The sequence below is a fragment of the Vreelandella maris genome, from assembly GCF_013371085.1.
Taxonomy (GTDB): domain Bacteria; phylum Pseudomonadota; class Gammaproteobacteria; order Pseudomonadales; family Halomonadaceae; genus Vreelandella; species Vreelandella maris.
Map to the genome: position 1 here is coordinate 59,590 of NZ_JABWCV010000012.1, position 17,801 is coordinate 77,390.

General features: G+C 54.1%; 19 protein-coding genes. 3 read left to right on the top strand and 16 right to left on the bottom strand.

What is annotated here, in order from left to right; all coding sequences use genetic code 11:
- Positions 1–61 precede the first annotated feature (61 nt).
- The 5 genes from gntR to HUO07_RS12120 form a co-directional block, all read right to left on the bottom strand.
- On the bottom strand, positions 62–1,057 hold the full coding sequence (gene gntR / locus HUO07_RS12100; RefSeq protein WP_035559532.1) for a gluconate operon transcriptional repressor GntR: 996 nt from the start codon (positions 1,055–1,057) through the stop codon (positions 62–64).
- 107 nt (positions 1,058–1,164) lie between these two features.
- On the bottom strand, positions 1,165–1,692 hold the full coding sequence (locus HUO07_RS12105; RefSeq protein ID WP_176303773.1) for a gluconokinase, GntK/IdnK-type: 528 nt from the start codon (positions 1,690–1,692) through the stop codon (positions 1,165–1,167).
- A 29-nt stretch (positions 1,693–1,721) separates the two neighbouring features.
- Positions 1,722–3,002 carry a TRAP transporter large permease gene (locus HUO07_RS12110; protein ID WP_008958212.1) on the bottom strand — a complete coding sequence of 427 codons (1,281 nt, stop codon included), beginning with the start codon at positions 3,000–3,002 and terminating at the stop codon, positions 1,722–1,724.
- 2 nt (positions 3,003–3,004) lie between these two features.
- The gene (locus tag HUO07_RS12115; protein WP_176303774.1) at positions 3,005–3,598 is read right to left on the bottom strand and encodes a TRAP transporter small permease; all 594 of its coding nucleotides are present in this window, start codon (positions 3,596–3,598) and stop codon (positions 3,005–3,007) included.
- 69 nt (positions 3,599–3,667) lie between these two features.
- On the bottom strand, positions 3,668–4,741 hold the full coding sequence (locus HUO07_RS12120; RefSeq protein ID WP_176303775.1) for a TRAP transporter substrate-binding protein: 1,074 nt from the start codon (positions 4,739–4,741) through the stop codon (positions 3,668–3,670).
- A gap of 235 nt (positions 4,742–4,976) precedes the next feature.
- Between HUO07_RS12120 and HUO07_RS12125 the strand changes: the two genes are divergently transcribed.
- Both HUO07_RS12125 and HUO07_RS12130 read left to right on the top strand, forming a co-directional pair.
- Positions 4,977–5,420, top strand: coding sequence for a transcriptional regulator, SarA/Rot family (locus tag HUO07_RS12125; protein ID WP_176303776.1), 444 nt, complete (start codon positions 4,977–4,979; stop codon positions 5,418–5,420).
- 119 nt (positions 5,421–5,539) lie between these two features.
- Entirely contained in the window at positions 5,540–5,974 is a 435-nt protein-coding gene (locus HUO07_RS12130; RefSeq protein WP_176303777.1) for an organic hydroperoxide resistance protein, read from the top strand.
- Positions 5,975–5,997: 23 nt separating this feature from the next.
- Here the strand turns inward: HUO07_RS12130 and HUO07_RS12135 are convergent, their stop codons facing one another.
- Positions 5,998–6,690 (bottom strand): aspartate/glutamate racemase family protein, encoded by a 693-nt coding sequence (locus tag HUO07_RS12135; RefSeq protein WP_176303778.1) that lies wholly within the window; start codon positions 6,688–6,690, stop codon positions 5,998–6,000.
- A gap of 163 nt (positions 6,691–6,853) precedes the next feature.
- On the opposite strand from HUO07_RS12135, the gene yghU reads away from it, so the two are divergent.
- Positions 6,854–7,723, top strand: coding sequence for a glutathione-dependent disulfide-bond oxidoreductase (gene yghU / locus HUO07_RS12140; protein WP_176303779.1), 870 nt, complete (start codon positions 6,854–6,856; stop codon positions 7,721–7,723).
- 103 nt (positions 7,724–7,826) lie between these two features.
- Here the strand turns inward: yghU and HUO07_RS12145 are convergent, their stop codons facing one another.
- From HUO07_RS12145 to HUO07_RS12190, 10 genes are all read right to left on the bottom strand, one after another.
- Positions 7,827–9,938, bottom strand: coding sequence for a TonB-dependent siderophore receptor (locus HUO07_RS12145; RefSeq protein ID WP_176303780.1), 2,112 nt, complete (start codon positions 9,936–9,938; stop codon positions 7,827–7,829).
- Between the two features lie 130 nt (positions 9,939–10,068).
- Positions 10,069–10,590, bottom strand: a complete 522-nt coding sequence (locus HUO07_RS12150; RefSeq protein WP_008958220.1) for a DUF421 domain-containing protein — start codon at positions 10,588–10,590, stop codon at positions 10,069–10,071.
- Positions 10,591–10,687: 97 nt separating this feature from the next.
- Complete coding sequence (locus HUO07_RS12155; RefSeq protein ID WP_176303781.1) at positions 10,688–11,008, bottom strand: hypothetical protein; 321 nt, start codon at positions 11,006–11,008, stop codon at positions 10,688–10,690.
- A gap of 41 nt (positions 11,009–11,049) precedes the next feature.
- Positions 11,050–12,039 carry a lipid A deacylase LpxR family protein gene (locus HUO07_RS12160; RefSeq protein WP_176303782.1) on the bottom strand — a complete coding sequence of 330 codons (990 nt, stop codon included), beginning with the start codon at positions 12,037–12,039 and terminating at the stop codon, positions 11,050–11,052.
- Positions 12,040–12,214: 175 nt separating this feature from the next.
- A complete protein-coding gene (locus tag HUO07_RS12165; RefSeq protein WP_176303783.1) occupies positions 12,215–12,754 on the bottom strand; it encodes a YaeQ family protein in 540 nt (179 codons plus the stop codon).
- Positions 12,755–12,823: 69 nt separating this feature from the next.
- Complete coding sequence (locus HUO07_RS12170) at positions 12,824–13,519, bottom strand: glutathione S-transferase family protein (RefSeq protein ID WP_176303784.1); 696 nt, start codon at positions 13,517–13,519, stop codon at positions 12,824–12,826.
- A gap of 55 nt (positions 13,520–13,574) precedes the next feature.
- Complete coding sequence (locus HUO07_RS12175) at positions 13,575–14,192, bottom strand: LysE family translocator (RefSeq protein WP_176303785.1); 618 nt, start codon at positions 14,190–14,192, stop codon at positions 13,575–13,577.
- 100 nt (positions 14,193–14,292) lie between these two features.
- Positions 14,293–15,066 (bottom strand): enoyl-CoA hydratase-related protein, encoded by a 774-nt coding sequence (locus HUO07_RS12180; RefSeq protein ID WP_176303786.1) that lies wholly within the window; start codon positions 15,064–15,066, stop codon positions 14,293–14,295.
- Positions 15,067–15,183: 117 nt separating this feature from the next.
- Positions 15,184–16,032: a 3-hydroxybutyryl-CoA dehydrogenase gene (locus HUO07_RS12185; protein ID WP_176303787.1), complete on the bottom strand. Its 849-nt coding sequence runs from the start codon at positions 16,030–16,032 to the stop codon at positions 15,184–15,186.
- 86 nt (positions 16,033–16,118) lie between these two features.
- Complete coding sequence (locus tag HUO07_RS12190) at positions 16,119–17,747, bottom strand: acyl-CoA synthetase (protein WP_176303788.1); 1,629 nt, start codon at positions 17,745–17,747, stop codon at positions 16,119–16,121.
- Positions 17,748–17,801: the final 54 nt, after the last annotated feature.

Consider the following 17,801-nt stretch of genomic DNA (forward strand, 5'->3'; position numbering starts at 1 on the left):
AGTAAAAAGGCTACTTTAGCCACTCACAATGGTGATCGCTACTCGAAAGCGTGACCTATACCTATAGCGTCATGCCTGTTTCGATACGGTAGCCTAAATCCACCACTTTCTGGGTCAGTGGCTCACCGCGAATACGCGCTAACAGCTGCCCCGCTGCTGCTTCGCCGATGGCCTGACGCGGTGTCACCACGCTGGCCAAGCGTGGTGTCATCACATGGCCCACATCGTGGCCATGAAAGCCCGCCAAGGCCATCCGCCCAGGCACCTCAATACCGCGTCGCTGGCATTCAAAATAAGCGCCTACGGCAACGTCGTCATTGGTACAAAACAGGCCATCCGCCGCTGGGTAGTCAACTAACACCTGCTTGAGTAGGGCAGCTCCCACGCTGTAAGAAGAGCGCTGGGTGCTTTGCAGCGTCACCGGCGGTAATCCGTGCTCTTCCATGGCACGACGGTAGCCCAACTCACGCTGCCGGGTACGTTCATCCAACCGCACCGCCAGATAAATCACTTGGCGACGACCGCGGCGGATCATCTCACTCACCATGTCATAGGCGGCTTGTACGTTGTCGTAGCCCACGGTCTGTTGTAGCGGAGGGCGATGGGTATCCATGATTTCGACAATTGGGATACCGGCGGTTTCCAGCATACGCAGGCTACGCGGCGTGTGATCACGGTCAGAAAGGATAACGCCATCGACGTTATAGGAGAGCAATGACGCCAGGCTGCGCTCTTCAAGCTCAGGGCTATAGCCATAGTGAGAGAGCATTAAGTGATAGCCTGCGGGTTCCGTTAACGCCTCAATGCCGACAATGATATCGGCGAACACTTGGTTGGTCAGCGACGGCACCAGCACGCCAATCGAATGACTGGTAGCCCTGGAAAGTAAATCGGGCGCACGGTTGGGAATATAGCCGATCTGTTCGGCAATCGAGAAAATGCGCTCACGAAGCCCTTCCGAAACCGTTTCAGGTTCACGCAGGCAGCGGCTGACCGTCATTTTGGTAGCCCCTACGTGGTCGGCAATGTCCTGTAGGGTGGGGCGTTTTTTCTTCAAGGGGGTAACTGCCTTATGCAGTGAGGGAGCATTGAGGTCGCCCCTTCAATCGGCGGCCTCAATACCTATTAACTCTTTTGCCTAGTGAGCGTTAGCCTAGTTGTGCGTTAGCTTAGTGTGCGGCTGGGCAGTGGCAGCGTGGCAGCAAATTGATCGACGATTTGCATGGGCGACAGGGCAATGGAGGCGTTAAACGCCTCCTCTTCATCAGGCGGCTCTAAATCAGCCAATTGACTGGCCAACATGGTATCGCCTTTGAAGAAGTGCCCTGCCCGTGTTTCTAGCCGCTCAAGCAGCAGCTCTTGCGTGCCCTCTAAGTAGAGAATCTGCAGCGCTGAGTCACCTTGGCGCAGTCGGTCACGGTAGCGCCTTTTCAACCCAGAGCAGGCAATCACCAGCGACGCATCTCTGGCCCGATAGTCGGCGAATAGCGCCGCCAACGTATCGAGCCACTCACTCCGATCATCGTCATTGAGCGGTGTGCCGCTGGCCATTTTGGCTACATTGGCGGGCGAATGGTAATCGTCGCCATCAATGAACGTCGCCCCTACGGTTTGGGCCAACTGGCGGCCAATGTGCGACTTTCCAGAGCCAGACACACCCATCACTAAAATACGATGCGAGAGGGTCTTCACAGAAGCTCTCCTATTCATTACCAAGAACCTCAGTTGCCGCGCACAGCGGTAAGATCAGGCAGCCAGGTAACGATACCCGGGAAGGCGATCAGGATCACCAGCACGACGAGGAGCGCTGCGTAGTAAGGCAGCATCGCTTTGACCAAAGACTCCATGGAGACTTTACCCACACCACAACCGACGTAAAGGCAGGTGCCAACCGGCGGGGTTAGCAGCCCGATGCCCAATACAAAGGCCATTAGTACGCCAAAGTAAGCAGCATCAACACCTACCGAGGTCACAATGGGCGCAAGCATAGGCGCCATGATGACCATGGCCGGGGTTAAGTCCATTACAAAGCCCACCAACAGCAGCAACGTTGCCACGATCAGGAGGAGTAGGAACGGGTCTTGGGTAATCGCCTGCACTTGGCTGACCAGGGTTTGCGGCACCATATTGATGGTCAGGAACCAGGCAATCACCGTGGCAAATGCCAGCAGCATCATCACCATGCCGGTCAAACGAGCAGTACGAATCAGCATACCGCCGAGCTCTTTGATCTTAAACTCACGGTAAACCACTAGCGAAATAGCCAGCGCATAAAGCAGTGCCGCTACGGCCGCTTCGGTCGCGGTAAAGACACCGCCAATAATACCGCCAATCACGATGACCGGGAGTACCAGCGCAAGCCAAGCATCTTTGAAAGCTTTCCAGAGACGATCCCAGCGGAATTTCTGCACACCGCCGCCATCTTTTTTGGCAAGAATATAGGTGGTCACCATCAGCGCAAAGCCAATCAACAGGCCCGGAATGATACCGGCGATAAACAGGCGGCTAATTGAGGTTTCAGTGACGATGCCGTACAGAATCAGCGGGATGGAAGGAGGAATAATGATCCCGATCACCGAGGACACGGTGTTGATCGCGGTAGCATTAGCCGCGGTGTAGCCCTGCTCTTTCATGGAGGGAATCATCATCGCGCCGGTAGCGGCCGTATCGGCCACCGCTGAGCCACTGATGCCACCAAAGAACATCGAACCGGTAATGGCAACCTGCCCTAGCCCACCGCGCATAAAGCCGACCATAGCGCCAGCCAGCTCCATCAAGCGACGAGCGATACCGCCATTGCTCATCACCTCACCGACTAAAATAAAGAACGGGATGGCGAGCAACGGAAAGCTGTTCACCCCACGAATCGACTGTTCGATCATAATCGACAGCGGAATATCTGAGAGTACCGCCATGACCAGCGCCGCCACGCCTAAACCAAAGGCAATGGGCAGCCCAATAACGATAGAGACCAATAAAATGGCCAGGAAAATCCATAGCATGATTAGCGCTCCCGCTCAGAGTGGCGAATAACGTTAAGGCTGACCCACATCCGCCACACCGCTACCACCGCAATAAAGATGACACACAGCACCAGCGAAAGGCTGATAAAACTCAATGGCACATCCATAATCGCTGAGCGCCCGCTTGAACGCGACAGCACTTGGTAGCCACCCCAAATCATTACCACCATTAAGCCGGTAATAATCAGGTGCTGCAGTAAATAGAGCATGTGCGCCAAGCGCAGCGGCAAGCGCCGCACCAAGGCATCAACGGCAATGTGCTCGTAACGGGAAAACGCCGCGGCGGCCCCGATAAACACCAGCCATATAAACAGCATACGCGCCAGCTCATCCGCCCACGGCAGTGAGTAATTAAACAGCGCTCGCCCTACCACGTTGCAAGAAACGGACACAATCAACGCCACTAAAATAGCGCCGATAAGATACTCCATACCTAAGGTAAGCCAGCGAAACAGCGCCGGGCCTTGGCGGGCATCGGTATCGATTTCCAGAAGCTTGCGGTTGGGGTCGTCTAGATACACCGAAGGATCTTCAATCGGCGTAGGAGAGTTAGGGGGTGTAGAGGAGAGTGACATAGGAACTCCAGGGGCACTAACACATCGGGCAGGCACGTTGCCTGCCCGATGGCGCGCTAAACGTAAGGTTTAGTTGCTGCTCTCTTCAACGATCTTTTGGATGTCGGCGATCAGGTCTTCACCAATGCGCGGCGCCCACTCTGCATATACAGGCTGAACGGCATCTTGGAAAGCGGCTAACTGCTCGTCGTCCAGGCGGGTAATTTCCATACCACGCTCTGCCAACTGATCACGTGACCAGTCATCGTACTCAGCTGACAGCTGGATTTCATAGTCGGCTGACTGACGCGCTGCTTCCAGTACCAGTTCCTGATATTCGGGTGCCATGCGCTCCCAAGTACGCTCAGAAAGCATCATGATAAAGGGAGTATAGACGTGGCGTGTTTCGGTGCCATAATCCTGAACTTCATTAAAGTTCGAGGTGAGGATGGTGCTCCAAGGGTTTTCCTGGCCATCTACCACGCCCTGCTCCATCGCAGAGAAAAGCTCACCAAATGCCATCGGCGTTGGGTTAGCGCCTAAGGCTTCCCAAATCGCCAGATGCACCGGGTTTTCCATGGTACGAACGCTTAAACCTCGCACATCAAGACCTGCTACGTCGTCAGGACTTGCCACCGGGCGAGCACTGTTAGAGAGCTGACGATAGCCATTCTCAGAGAACGCGAGTGCTTTCAGGCCAGTGCCATCAAAAGCGTCCAGCATGCCCTGGGCCACATCGCTCTGCATGACGGCTACCGCGGCTTCACGGCTAGGCAGCAGGAACGGCAGGTCAAAAGCAGCAAGCTGTTCAACGTAGCCAGTAGTGGCGGAGCTAGACGGGTAAGTCATATCCAGCGTACCGGTTTGCAGCATTTCCAGCATTTGAACATCGTCACCTAACTGGCTGTTAGGGAAAACGTTAACCTTAATGCGGCCGTCGGTACGCTGCTCCAAAATCTCACCAAAATATTGGCTAGACAGGAACTGTGGCGAGCTTTCCGCAAGGCCGATGCCCATACGTAATGTGTGCGAACCATGATCGCCGACTACCTCGCCCTCGATCTCAGGCGGATCAGAGAGTTCTGGGCTCTGAGCATGCGCCATACCAAACGTCAGTGTGGTCGCACCGACCAGAGTTAGCGTGCTGCGCCAAATAGTTGTCATTGCGTGATCTCCAAATATTCGTTGTTGTTAACGGTGAATGGGTAAGAATTGAGTTGTTACTGGCTAATTGAATGAGCGCCAAATTGTTACCGGTAACATTAATGATGCGAAGGCTAGCTAGCTGCCAAGTGCGTGTCAAAACAAAACTGCCAACTTACGACCAACGTCTAGGGATAGCCACTCACCGCTTCGCGCGCTACATTACCCTACATATTTCGGATCGGAACCCATACTTGTGCAACCATCTTGTAGCGACTTAGAACTCGATCATCAGCTCTGCTTTGCGCTCTACTCAACTTCATTGATGATGACCAAGGTATATAAGCCACTACTTAAAGAGCTTGGCCTTACTTACCCGCAATACTTAGCCATGCTGGTCTTATGGCAAAACGATGGCATCACGGTAGGCACCATGAGCAAACGCCTTCTGACGGATCCCGGCTCGCTGACCCCGCTGCTAAAGCGCCTCGAAGCCGACCAGTTGTTAAATCGCAAACGCAGTCATCAGGATGAACGGGTAGTTGAGCTTTATCTCACCGAGAAAGGCAAAGCCCTTCGCGAGCAGGCAGGCCATATTCCTAGCTGTGTGGTGCATGCGAGTGAGCAGTCAATCGAAGCGTTGACCACATTAAAAGAAGATCTGGTGCGATTGCGCGATAGCTTGCAAAAAAGCCAGTAGCTTTTGCTGAGTAGCGAAGGGCACAAAAATAGTCGTCAATTTATATTGCGCGCAAAATAAAGCTGCGCTAAATTAAAAGCGTAGGTTGATAATTAATAAACGCTGACAGGAAATTCGTAATGACGACCACCACTATCGAGAAAGTTGTATATCGCGCCCATGCTACCGCTACGGGTGGCCGTGAAGGCCATGCCAAATCATCCGACGGCGCATTGGACGTAAAACTCAGCACACCGAAAGAGTTGGGCGGCGCTGGCGGTGACGGCACCAACCCCGAGCAGCTCTTCGCAGCTGGCTACTCGGCCTGTTTTTTAGGTGCGCTAAAGCACGTGGCGAGCCAGGAAAAAGTAAGGCTGCCCCAAGAGACGAAAATTGATGGGCATGTCGGTATCGGCGCTATCCCAACCGGCTTTGGCATTGAAGTTGAGCTAAAAATTAACCTCCCAGGCCTAGAGCAGGACGTCGCTCAGCAGTTGGTCGATAAAGCCCACATCGTGTGCCCTTACTCAAACGCCACCCGTGGCAATATTAACGTCACTCTGACGTTGGTCTAAGCGTCGTTACTTCGTTTAAGTCATCATGTTAGTGCCCACGCCACCGCTCTCTGCACATGCAGAGCGGTGGTGTCATAAAGCGGCACCGCAGTATCTTGCTGGCTGACGAGCATGGCGATTTCAGTACAGCCTAGAATCACCGCCTGAGCGCCTTGCGCATAAAGTGAATCGATAATGGCTAGATAGCGTTGGCGGGAGACATCTTCTATACGGCCTTGGCAGAGCTCATCAAAGATCACCTGATGAATAGTGTCGCGCTCAGATTGCTCCGGCACCACGACCTTGATGCCGAACTGCTCTTCTAACCGGCCAATATAAAAGTCCTGCTCCATGGTAAAGCGGGTGCCTAATAGGCCCACCCGATTAATCCCGTCGGCTTGTAGCTGTAAAGCAGTGGCATCGGCAATATGCAGCAGAGGAATGGTAATCGCCTGTTCAATCGCGGGCGCCACTTTGTGCATGGTATTCGTGGCAATCAGTAAACAGTCAGCACCTGCGCGTTCGACTCCTTGAGCAGCGCTGGCGAGCAGCTCGCCTGCCGCGTCCCAATCGCCCCGCTGCTGCATGGCTTCTATCTCTGCAAAATCGACACTGACCATTACGATCCTGGCCGAATGAAAGCCGCCTAGTGCCGCTTTAACGCCTTCATTTAAGGCCCGGTAATAGCTTTGGCTCGACTCCCAGCTCATGCCGCCCAGTACACCAATGACACGCATCCACCACCCCCAGAGAACTTGAACTGTTTTATTAACAGGCTAACCACCAGCCTACCCTTGTAGCGGCTTTTCATCACCCCCATAACCTTAGAATAGTCGCACAGAGAAGATGATCATTCCTGTACCCAGCAGTTACCGATAACCGGTTAATAGCGAGGAAATAATGAGCGATAACACCTATACCCCACCGAGCGTTTGGAAATGGGAACCTGGCAATGGCGGTAAATTTGCCAATATCAATCGCCCCATTGCGGGCTCCACCCATGACAAAGCACTGCCGGTAGGTAAACACCCGCTGCAACTCTACTCCTTAGCGACCCCCAACGGTGTCAAAGTCACCGTCATGCTTGAAGAGCTGTTAGAAAAAGGTGTGACTGGTGCCGAGTATGACGCTTATCTGATTCAAATTGGCGAAGGCGACCAGTTCAGCAGTGGTTTTGTCGAGGTGAATCCCAACTCTAAAATCCCCGCGCTGATGGATCACTCCACCCAACCGCCCCAGCGGGTGTTTGAGTCTGGTGCCATCCTGCTTTATCTGGCTGAAAAATTTGATGCTTTCCTACCCAGCGATCCGGCGAAGCGCACCGAGTGCCTCTCCTGGCTATTCTGGCAAATGGGCAGTGCTCCAATGCTGGGTGGCGGTTTTGGCCATTTCTATGCCTACGCACCTGAAAAGTATCAGTACCCGATTGACCGCTACACCATGGAAGTGAAACGCCAGTTGGATGTGCTGGATCGCCACTTGGCGGAAAACCGCTTTATGGCAGGCGATGAGTACACCATTGCCGATATGGCGATTCACCCCTGGTACGGCGCGCTGGTAAAAAACCGCGTTTACGAAGCGGCGGAGTTTTTGGAGGCGCACACTTACAAAAACGTTCTACGCTGGACCGAAGAGATCGATGAGCGCCCCGCCGTTAAACGTGGCCGCATGGTCAACCGCACCTGGGGCGAACCTCACGAGCAGTTGCATGAGCGCCATGACGCCAGCGATTTCGAGCTTCGCACTCAAGACAAACTTGACGACCAGTAACTAACCGCTAAACACATAGCAACTAAAAGGGCCTACGCGTGTTGACTCAGCGTAGGCCCTTTTTAACGACTGTCTATCGGCTAAACCACTCTTGCTGCCAGACTTAGAACTGATAACGCACGTTAGCCGTTACATTTCGGCGTGCGCCGTAACCGCAGTCTCCCCCCTCATAACGGCACCAGGAAATAGTTTCATCGTCGGTGAGGTTTTTAACATCCACTGAGAAATCCCACTCATCAATCGTATAGCCCACCATAGCGTCATAAAGGGTGCTTGAGGGCACCACGGGCGAACCACCAAAGCCAACATTATCGCCAACGTAACGTACCCCGGCCCCAACACGCCAATGGTTACCTACATAGAGCCGGTTCCACCAAGAGGCCTGCTCTTCCGCTACCGCCGACAGGCGCTCGCCGGTACTGTCGTCAGTGGCATTCATATTGGTGTAAGCCAACTGCGTTTCAAAGTTCTGCCAGCGCTTGTTAACTTGAAGCTCCCAACCGTCTACCACCGCGCCTGTTTGCTCAACACCGCCTGGCGTTACACCATCACTAACGCGATTCTGCTGAGTGATATCAAAATAAGCGGCGCTGATCGCTAAAGACTGATCGGGAGAGAGGTATTTTACCCCTGCTTCCTGCTGATCGCCCGTAGTGGGATCCAGTGCGTTGGCCTCAGCAGTACCGTCGGTTCCCAGATTCATGGTGAAGGCTTCGGAGTAGCTGACATACGGCGAGACGCCATTATCGAAGCGATACATCAACCCTAAACGCCCAGTTGTGGCTTCTTGGTCGCTTACGGTATCCGGGCCAGAAAGCGCTAGCGTACGATTTTCAGCCCAATCGTGACGTAGGCCGGCCGACACCACCACCGGTCCCAGCTCAATGTGATCCGCTACGTATAAACCCACCTGCTCGATCTCATTATCCGGTCGATCCTGAGGATCCAGCGCCTCTAGCTGTAAATTACCGTACTGCGGATTGTAGATATCGATAGTGCCGCCCAGCCCCGCCCCTGAGAAGTAGTTATCCTGCTCCCAGCGTGCATCCTGGCGATCCATCCCGACTACCAACGTATGCTTTGTCGCCCCTAGTTCAAACTCACCTTCCATTCGTGCATCAAGGTTCAGAATTTGAGTCGCTGCGTCAGCGGTAAAAATAGTACGTGACACTTCACCGTTGGCGTCTGGCACGCTGGGAATATCCACCCAGTGCTCGCGCGTTTCGGTACTGGAGTCGGTATAGCGGGCAGTGGCCGAAAAGGCCCAGTTATTAGTTAACTGGTGGTCAAAAAACAGCGTGGTTTCGGTTTTTTCGCGATCGTAACGATCCCAGCCCGGCTCTCCCACAAATCGCTCAGAGCCAATAAAGCCCTGGGAACCGGGTTCGAGCGTACCCGCCTGCGGTAAGAACTGCGCTGACACTTGGCCGGTGTTTTCCTGGCGGTTAATTAACAGCGTCATACTGGTGTCGTCACTTGGCCGCCAGGTAAACGACGGCGCCAGCAGGTAGCCATCATCCTCCACATGATCTACCTGGGTATCGCTATCCCGCTGCAATGCCACCAAACGATACAGAAATTTGCCTTCTTCATCCGCAGAGCCCGTCACATCTACCGCCAGCTGTTTGCGGTTGTGTGAGCCAACCTGCGCCCATACCTCGCCGCTGCGCTCTTCCTCAGGCAGCTTGGAAACGCCGTTGATAACACCCCCTAAATCGGCTTGCCCGTATAGCATTGAAGAGGGGCCGCGTAGCACCTCGACTCTCTCCAACGCATACACATTGCTGCGGACACTGTTGTACGAACCGTAAATTTGGCGCAAACCATCCAGGTAGCGGCCAGCGTTCAAGCCGCGCACTGTGGCGCTGTCGATACGGGTATCAAAGCCATAGTTGCCCGCATTGACACCGGGCGTATAGAGCAGTGCCTCTTGAATATTTTGCGCCCCGCTGTCCTGAATGAACTCCTCATCAATCACTGACATGGAAAAGGGTTGCTCACTTATTGGCACGTTCATTTTGCCAACCTTTGGCACTTCTTCCATTTCGATGTAGCCAAATTGGCCAGCAGATTCTGCGGTTACTTCGACCGTGTCCAGCTTAACGGCCGATGAGCTTAATTCTTCTTGGGCGAGCGCATAAGTCGAAGCCCCGCATAAAGAAGCGAGCGCGATGGCGCTGGCTAGCTTGCGCAAACGAAAGTGTGGAGTGTACATAATGATCCCGGAGCAAATTATAATGCTGTTATTAACACGAATATTAATGATAGTGATTTTTATTCGTGTAAATATAAGGATCTCATCACGGTGTGTCAACTAACCGCTTCCCCCGCGGGCTTACTAAGACTTATGAGGGGCCACGAACGCCCTCTAAACTTGATTGGCCGCTCTCTGCCTGGTTTTTGACAATACTTAACGAGCCATCTGTTTCTAGCACGACGGCTTCTACTGCGGATACATCACTAAGGCCACTGCTACGAATGGCAGAAAGTACCTCGTCTTGCGTTACCCGCGCTTTTCGCAATGACGTTAAAAGAAATTCACCTTGGTAAAGCAGCATCAGCGGCTCGCCAGTCACTAATCGGCGTACCCAGCGAAACCGCACACTGGTCCAGGTGATTATAAATTGAAGTGAAATTAGTAGCGCTAAGGCAACCGCTCCATCCGCCAAAGCCACATCTTTAGATAGCAGCACGGTTGCCAGCGTGGAACCCAGCGCTACCGTAACAATTAAGTCGAAGGCATTCATTTTTGAAAGCGTACGGTTGCCCGATAGGCGCAGGAAGAGGATTAGCGTTGCATACGCCAATAGTCCGATAATCAAAATACGAAACAAACTGCTCCAGCCATTAAAAAATACCAGTTCCATATGCGTGTTCTCCTTAGGCATCAAGCGATATGCAAATAGCTGCACACCTCTGCCCAGGCTAGCACTCCTGAGCTAGTTGTATACGCAAGGAAAATATTTAGTGCTGGCTCTCCCACCACTTGGCGTAGGAACTGTTATGGGGCGCAAGGCCGCCTTCATCGGGGGCATCATCATCCCACCACACTGGGCCACGCTCCCCAAGCGCTTCTTTAGCAGCTTGAACCGCGTCACGGGCTTGGCGAAGCGCATCGTCATCTTCTTGCTGTTGGGCCGTTCTAACGGCCCGGCGGGATTTCATCAACTCTTTGATATGGTTGCGTTTTTGGTCTTCACCTAAGCGCGGATCAGTACAGCGCCAGAGTCGATTTTTGGCAATAAAATAGCGCCCATCGGGGGTGTGGGGGTATTGCTTGGCCATGAATACTCTCCTCCCGAAAGACGCTCAAACCTTTAAGCAGTTTAGAAGCGCTTGGACAGCGTTAGAGCTCCAAACTTATCCTGATCTTCTTGCCCATCAAATTCGCGTGAGCGCTGCACAGCAGCGTAAGTGACCTGCCAATCTTCCCAGGCCAACGCCAGCCCTGCGGAAATGTCGCCCACCCACTCTTTGCGGTCAACCGAGTGGCTATTTCTGAAACTGTTGCCATCCAGCGTCAGATTTTGCGCCATGTAATAGCCATCTACGCTCGCAAACAGATACCACTGCCAGCCATCATTTCCAGTCATATGGTGGCGACTACCGGGGTTTGGCGTCAATGTGGGAATACCCGAGGCTTCGTCGCCCCAGCGCACGCTATATCCAGCGCTGGCATAAGTGTACAGGTTACCTAAGGCAGCCCCGACGCTAGGACCATGAGCAAATTGCTTGCCAATAAACGGGGAGCTATGCCACCACTGACGACGCATAGCGAAGTTCACAATGGCTTCATCGCCAAGCTGATTCTTCCAACCATTAGGATGATCACTTTCGGTGATGCGGTGTACTTCTCGCTGAATACTATCGGCAAGCGAGGAAGGTCCTACCAAACCAATATCCAGATGCAGATCGGTCGCTTGACGCCAATTGCCCATCGGCACATCTTCATAAAGCGAAATACCACCGTAAACAAGGCCTGCATAGGGTCGATCGTCTTCAATCAGCCGACTTTCTTCAATGTTATTCGGCGTATAAATCTGATGCACCAACCGATAAGCGGCCATGTCGGCGCTGCCAATCAAGCTATCGGGAAGCGCCGTCGCTAAGCGCTGCATCCAGTTTTCATCACTGGGCTCAAAGGTCCAGTAAAGCTCAAAGCCGCTGGTAAAATGGCCATCATCACTACTGGCCATGCCATCATTTGCGTGCTTAATCGAGAGTACACTATCCTCGGCTTGCGCCTGCGATGACATCAGACTAATGGCAGCTATCAGCGGGAGCAATTGCCAGCGTGAAGGGTTATTTCCTTTCATTACTCGTTCCTTGAGATAGTCTTTAGGTCACAACAAACATTGTTGATTGTATGTAATTGTGCAAAAAGATAGCAAGCATACTTTTAAAAAATAAAGGATGACCCATTGGCCATCCCTTTATCGGTCTATCGCTTAAGCTTCTAGCATCAAAGGATAGACGAAAGTCTGATGATTTCTAGCGATCGCGCAACAACCACTGTGGTGTAATTTCATGCTGACCCTGTTCATCGGTAATAAACAGCGATCCTTCACTGATCATAACGGCCCAATTGATCCCTCGTGGCAGGTCTTTCGCAATGGTCGTTAGGGCTTCTTGTGGCAATCCCGCCACGTGCACATTTTTCAGCGACGCCACACTGGGCAGCACCTTACTCTCCCACTGGTCTACCCGACCGTAGGCGAGTAACGACACGCGCTCCGCCCGCCGTGAGCACCAGGTGATGCGCTCGGCATCCGGCAAGCCGACTTCTATCCAGTGTAGCAAGCGGCCATCTAAACTCTTCTCCCACAGCGCTGGCTCGTCTACATCGGAAAGCCCGCGCCCGAAAGCCAGCGTCTCGCTGTACCACAGGACATAGGCGAGTAAGCGCGCAGTCATGCGCTCCTCGGTTTCTGATGGGTGGCGGGCCACGGTAAAGCGCAATGTTTCATACACCCCGCGATCCAGGTCCGTCAGATTAATATCAACTTTGTAAGGCGTTGCACTAAGAGCCATGGACGTTTCCAAACGAAAATTTGCGCCAGTGTACCCGATGCCGGGTGTCCCTGGTGAGTTGTCACAAGGTTAAGACGTGCGGTAATCAACTTCCAGCGTGCCATTCTTTAGCGTTTCAGCTTCGTGCATAGGCTCGCGCCACGTTTCTTCCAGCGCGGCTTGATACCAGGCCTGCATGGCAGGCAGCGCTAACAGGCGTTCGACATAGGCCTGGGATTTCTCACTCACCGGCAGCTTGAACGTCTGTACGCGAAACGCCACAGGGACATAAAACGCGTCTACCGCGGAGAAGTGCTCACCCGCTAAAAACGGCCCGCCAAAGCGCTCAATTCCCTGTTGCCACAACGCATCTAAGCGGTTCACATCGGCCTTGAGATTGGCCGATAAGCCATTCAATGCCACCCGCACACCGCAGTTCATTGAACACTCGTCACGCAGGGCGCCAAAGCCGCTGTGCATTTCAGCCGTGGCAGAGCGCGCCCAGGCGCGGGCGGTTTTATCACTCGGCCAGACGTTAGCGTGTTGCTCGGCTAAATATTCAACAATCGCCAGCGAATCCCACACCGCCAGATCACTTTCCCTATCCACTAAACAAGGCACTAAGCCCGATGGCGAAAAGCGGGTGTAAACGTCATGGCTAGCGCCAAAGCCGCCTTCAAAAGGCATGAGATGTTCGTTGAACGGAATCTCCATTACTTTCATCAACACCCAGGGGCGCAGCGACCAAGAGGAATAGTTCTTGTTAGCGATATAGAGATCAAACATACAGCGCTCCTTGTATGTGAAATTTGAAGTAGCCGAGCGATATGGGCTGTCATCCTTAACGTGCCGCCTGAGCGAGGGTATTGCCTCCTAAGCCCATTAATACGCCACCACCAATGCGCTGGATGAGCCGAGAGGAGCCGTGGGATTTTTGTAGCCATTGGCGTAGAGGACTCGCAAGTAGCACCACCATGACATCCGCAGATGAAAACAGCACATTGGTGGCGATACCTAGCCAGAGCAGTTGCCATGCTACCGGCATCGCGCTCTCGGGCTGCACAAACTGGGGCAGAAACGCGACAAAGAAAATCGCGGTTTTAGGGTTGAGCATCTCCACCAGAAAGCTGTCGCGAAGCACACGTTTCGTGGTTGCCAGCGGCATCTCTTCGCCGTGGGTGCGAATGCCCTGCTGCCATAGCCGCAGTCCCATCCAGAGCAGGTAGAGCCCACCGATTATTTTCATGGCGATGTAGGCAGGGGGAATCGCCGCAAACAGCAGCGCTAATCCTAGCGCGGCGGCAACCACATGCACATAACACCCCATATGCACACCGATGACCGCTAACCACCCTGCCCGTCGGCCGCGCCCCAACGTTTGCGCTGCGGTATATAGCATTGCAGGCCCAGGTAAATAAGCGAAACCAAGCGCGGCGAGAATAAACGCGGCCCATTGCATAGTGGCGGCTCTCTTGAAAGGAACAGTTAGCTTTCGAGAATAAAACGGGGGTGGCGCAAGCGCCACCCCCTAAATAAGTAAACCTGTAATTAATCAAACCTTAGAAGTTCGGTTTGCGCTTCTCGACAAATGCCGCCATGCCTTCTTTCTGCTCGTCACCGGCAAAGCAGAAGGCGAACAGGCTGGTTTCCAGCGCTAGTGCGCTATCAAGGTCTTGATCCATGCCGTCGTGAACTGCCTGCTTGGCGCCGCGCACTGACTGTGGGCCGTTGCCTTTGAGTTGCTTGGTGAGTTCTTCAACGTAGCTCTCCAGCTCCGCTTGCGGCATCACACGGTTCACTAAGCCGATACGCAGCGCTTCTTGGGCATCGATTTTGCGCCCGGTAGTGACCAGGTCAATCGCCATGGCAGGGCCAACACGGCGTGGCAGACGCTGGGTGCCGCCAAAGCCGGGGATAACGCCCAGGAGCACTTCCGGCTGGCCGAATACGGCGTTGTCGCTGGCTACGGCCCAGTCGCAGGCCAGCGCCAGTTCGCAGCCGCCGCCAAGGCAAAACCCGTTCACCAGCGCGACCACCGGCACGGGCAGTGTCTCTAGGCGTTTAATGGTACGCAGCGCCTGGCTGGCGAAGGCCCGCGCTTCTTCGGGCGTTTTTTCACGCATTTCAGTGATATCTGCACCCGCCACGAAGGACTTCTCGCCCGCTCCGGTAATGAATACGGCGCGCAGATTGGGCTGGGCTTCAAGCTCAACCAAATGTGCTTCCAGCGCGGCAAGCACTTCGCTGTTCAGGGCATTCAGCGCTTTAGGACGATTGATGGTCAGTCGCACCATCCCGTCGTTATCAACCTTCTCGATCACTGCTTCGCTCATGGCGGACTCCTTATTCGATTTATTATTGAACATGAAAGTGAATACCACTCAACCCTAGCGAACGCTTGGTTGAGTGGCAATGACTTCTTTATGCCGGGCTGGTTTCGTCAGCGCAAGTTAGTCGTAGTGATAGAAACCGCGACCACTTTTGCGGCCTAGATAGCCCGCGGCAACCATGCGTTTGAGTAGTGGGCAGGGACGGTATTTCGGGTCGCCAAAGCCCTCTTGAAGCACTTCCATGATTGCCAAGCAAACATCCAGCCCAATCAAATCCGCCAGCGCTAGCGGCCCCATGGGGTGAGCCGCGCCTAGTTTCATGGCGCTATCAACAGCTTCCGGCGTTGCAGTGCCCTCCTGCACGATAAAAGCTGCCTCATTGATCATGGGCACCAACAGTCGATTCACAGCAAAGCCCGGCGCATCACCTACCAGCACGGCGGTTTTGCCCAGCGCCTTTGCAAGCGTTTCAATCTCGGTCACGGTAGCGTCCGAGGTTTGCTCGGCGCGAATCACTTCCACCAGTTTGAGCACCGGCACCGGATTGAAGAAATGCATGCCCACCACGCGCTCAGGGTGCTCGCATACCGCCGCCAGGCGGGTGAGCGACAGCGACGAGGTGTTGGAGGCTAAAATAGCCGTGCTGCTCATTTGGCTAAGATCGCGAAACAGCTTCTCTTTGAGTTCGGGCTGTTCGGGGGCCGCCTCGATAATGATCGCGCAGTCGCTGAGAGCATTGAGTGCGGTAGTGGTCGATAGACGGGCAAGAGCGGCACTTTTATCCGCCTCGCTGATCTTCTCTTTAGTGACCAATTTACCCAAGCCTTTATCGATATTCGCCTTGGCGCGGCCAAGCTGCTCTTCGGCCACATCGTAAAGGCGCACGTTAAAGCCACTGGCAGCCACTACCTGGGCAATCCCCTGCCCCATGGTACCGGCGCCCACCACGCCAATTTGTTGGTCACTCATGCACGATTTCCTCTATTGGTTGTCACTACTAGCGGTTATCACTACTGGCGGTTATCACCGCTAGTGCTTATGTCTATTAGGGCTGGTTAATGATTTTTAGCTTCTTCACGCAAGACGAATTTTTGTATCTTGCCCGTTGATGTTTTCGGTAGCTCGCTGAAAATAACCGTTTTAGGGACTTTGTAGCCCGCCAAATGTTCACGGCAGTGGGCGATAATATCGGCCTCGGTGACTTCGCCATAGCCCACCTTGAGCTTCACAAACGCACAGGGCGTTTCGCCCCACTTCTCGTCAGGCTTGGCGACCACTGCGGCCTCTTCCACGGCGGGATGGCCGTAAATGGCGTCTTCCACTTCGATGGTCGAGATGTTCTCTCCACCGGAAATAATGATGTCTTTCGAGCGGTCTTTGATTTCGATATAGCCATCCGGATGCCAAACCGCCAGATCGCCAGTGTGGTACCAACCGCCTTCCAACGCCTGCTGGGTGGCCTCCGGGTTCTTCAGATAACCTTTCATGACGTTATTGCCGCGCATCAGTATCTCGCCCATGGTTTGGCCATCTTTGGGTACTGGTTCAAGGGTCAGCGGGTCGGCCACGCACAGGGCTTCCAGCATGTGATAACGCACGCCCTGACGCGCTTTGATTTTGGCCCGTGCTTCGATGGGTAATTCATCCCACGCCTCACGCCAGGCACACACGGTCACCGGCCCGTACACTTCCGTGAGGCCATACACATGGGTGACTTCAATGCCCAGCTTCTCGACCCCGGAAATCACCGAGGCTGGCGGCGCGGCACCGGCGGTGGTGACTCTGACTGGGTGATCGAACTGGCGCTTATCTTCCGCGGGCAGGTTCACCAGGCCATTAAGAATAATAGGCGCCCCGCTGAAGTGAGTAACCTTCTCTTCGGCAATGAGCTGCATGATCTTTTTCGGGTCGACGCGGCGCAGGCACACGTTGACCCCGGCGTTGGCGGCAATGGTCCAGGGGAAACACCAGCCGTTGCAGTGGAACATCGGCAGTGTCCACAGATAGATCGGGTGGTGGGGCATTGCCCACTCCATGATATTGCTCACCGCGTTGAGATAAGCACCGCGGTGGTGGTAAACCACGCCCTTAGGCTTGCCGGTAGTGCCAGAGGTGTAGTTGAGCGAGATCGCGTCCCACTCATCCGCAGGCAGTTGATAGGCAAAATTGGCGTCGCCCTCGTTAAGCAGCGCTTCGTACTCAATCTCGCCAATGCCTTGCGTGTCGCCGAGAAACTCTACATCGGCAACATCAATGATCAGCGGCTTGTGGGTTAGCTTGGCAACGGCTTGTTGGATGACCTCAGCAAACTCGGGATCGACCAAAATGGCTTTCGCCTCGCCGTGCTCCAGCATATAACTGATCGCCTCGGCATCCAGGCGAATATTCAGGGTGTTCAACACACAGCCCGCAAGCGGCACGCCAAAGTGCGCCTCGAACATTGCCGGGATATTAGGCAGCATGGCGGCCACGGTTTGGCCCGGCTGGATGCCCCGCTTTTCGAGCGCAGAAGCAAGCTGGCGACAGCGTGCCCAGGTTTGCCCCCATGTGCGCCGGGTGCTGCCATGTACGATGGCAGGGTAATCGGGATAAATCGACGCCGAGCGTTCGATAAAGGTCAGCGGTGATAGCGGTACGTGATTAGCGGCGGTTTTAGGCAAGCCTTGCTCGAAAATAGCGGCCATGGTCGGCTCCTGTTGTTGTTAAGCATCCGTTTTAAGGGATCGTTTTAAGAGATC

Coding starts and splice junctions, on each gene's coding strand:
- HUO07_RS12145 (WP_176303780.1), bottom strand. CDS start 9,938: ATGTACACTCCACACTTTCGTTTGCGCAAGCTAGCCAGCGCCATCGCG.
- HUO07_RS12120 (WP_176303775.1), bottom strand. CDS start 4,741: ATGACAACTATTTGGCGCAGCACGCTAACTCTGGTCGGTGCGACCACA.
- HUO07_RS12175 (WP_176303785.1), bottom strand. CDS start 14,192: ATGCAATGGGCCGCGTTTATTCTCGCCGCGCTTGGTTTCGCTTATTTA.
- HUO07_RS12155 (WP_176303781.1), bottom strand. CDS start 11,008: ATGGCCAAGCAATACCCCCACACCCCCGATGGGCGCTATTTTATTGCC.
- HUO07_RS12170 (WP_176303784.1), bottom strand. CDS start 13,519: ATGTTTGATCTCTATATCGCTAACAAGAACTATTCCTCTTGGTCGCTG.
- HUO07_RS12180 (WP_176303786.1), bottom strand. CDS start 15,066: ATGAGCGAAGCAGTGATCGAGAAGGTTGATAACGACGGGATGGTGCGA.
- HUO07_RS12150 (WP_008958220.1), bottom strand. CDS start 10,590: ATGGAACTGGTATTTTTTAATGGCTGGAGCAGTTTGTTTCGTATTTTG.
- HUO07_RS12160 (WP_176303782.1), bottom strand. CDS start 12,039: ATGAAAGGAAATAACCCTTCACGCTGGCAATTGCTCCCGCTGATAGCT.
- HUO07_RS12130 (WP_176303777.1), top strand. CDS start 5,540: ATGACGACCACCACTATCGAGAAAGTTGTATATCGCGCCCATGCTACC.
- HUO07_RS12135 (WP_176303778.1), bottom strand. CDS start 6,690: ATGCGTGTCATTGGTGTACTGGGCGGCATGAGCTGGGAGTCGAGCCAA.
- HUO07_RS12190 (WP_176303788.1), bottom strand. CDS start 17,747: ATGGCCGCTATTTTCGAGCAAGGCTTGCCTAAAACCGCCGCTAATCAC.
- HUO07_RS12115 (WP_176303774.1), bottom strand. CDS start 3,598: ATGTCACTCTCCTCTACACCCCCTAACTCTCCTACGCCGATTGAAGAT.
- yghU (WP_176303779.1), top strand. CDS start 6,854: ATGAGCGATAACACCTATACCCCACCGAGCGTTTGGAAATGGGAACCT.
- HUO07_RS12165 (WP_176303783.1), bottom strand. CDS start 12,754: ATGGCTCTTAGTGCAACGCCTTACAAAGTTGATATTAATCTGACGGAC.
- HUO07_RS12110 (WP_008958212.1), bottom strand. CDS start 3,002: ATGCTATGGATTTTCCTGGCCATTTTATTGGTCTCTATCGTTATTGGG.
- HUO07_RS12185 (WP_176303787.1), bottom strand. CDS start 16,032: ATGAGTGACCAACAAATTGGCGTGGTGGGCGCCGGTACCATGGGGCAG.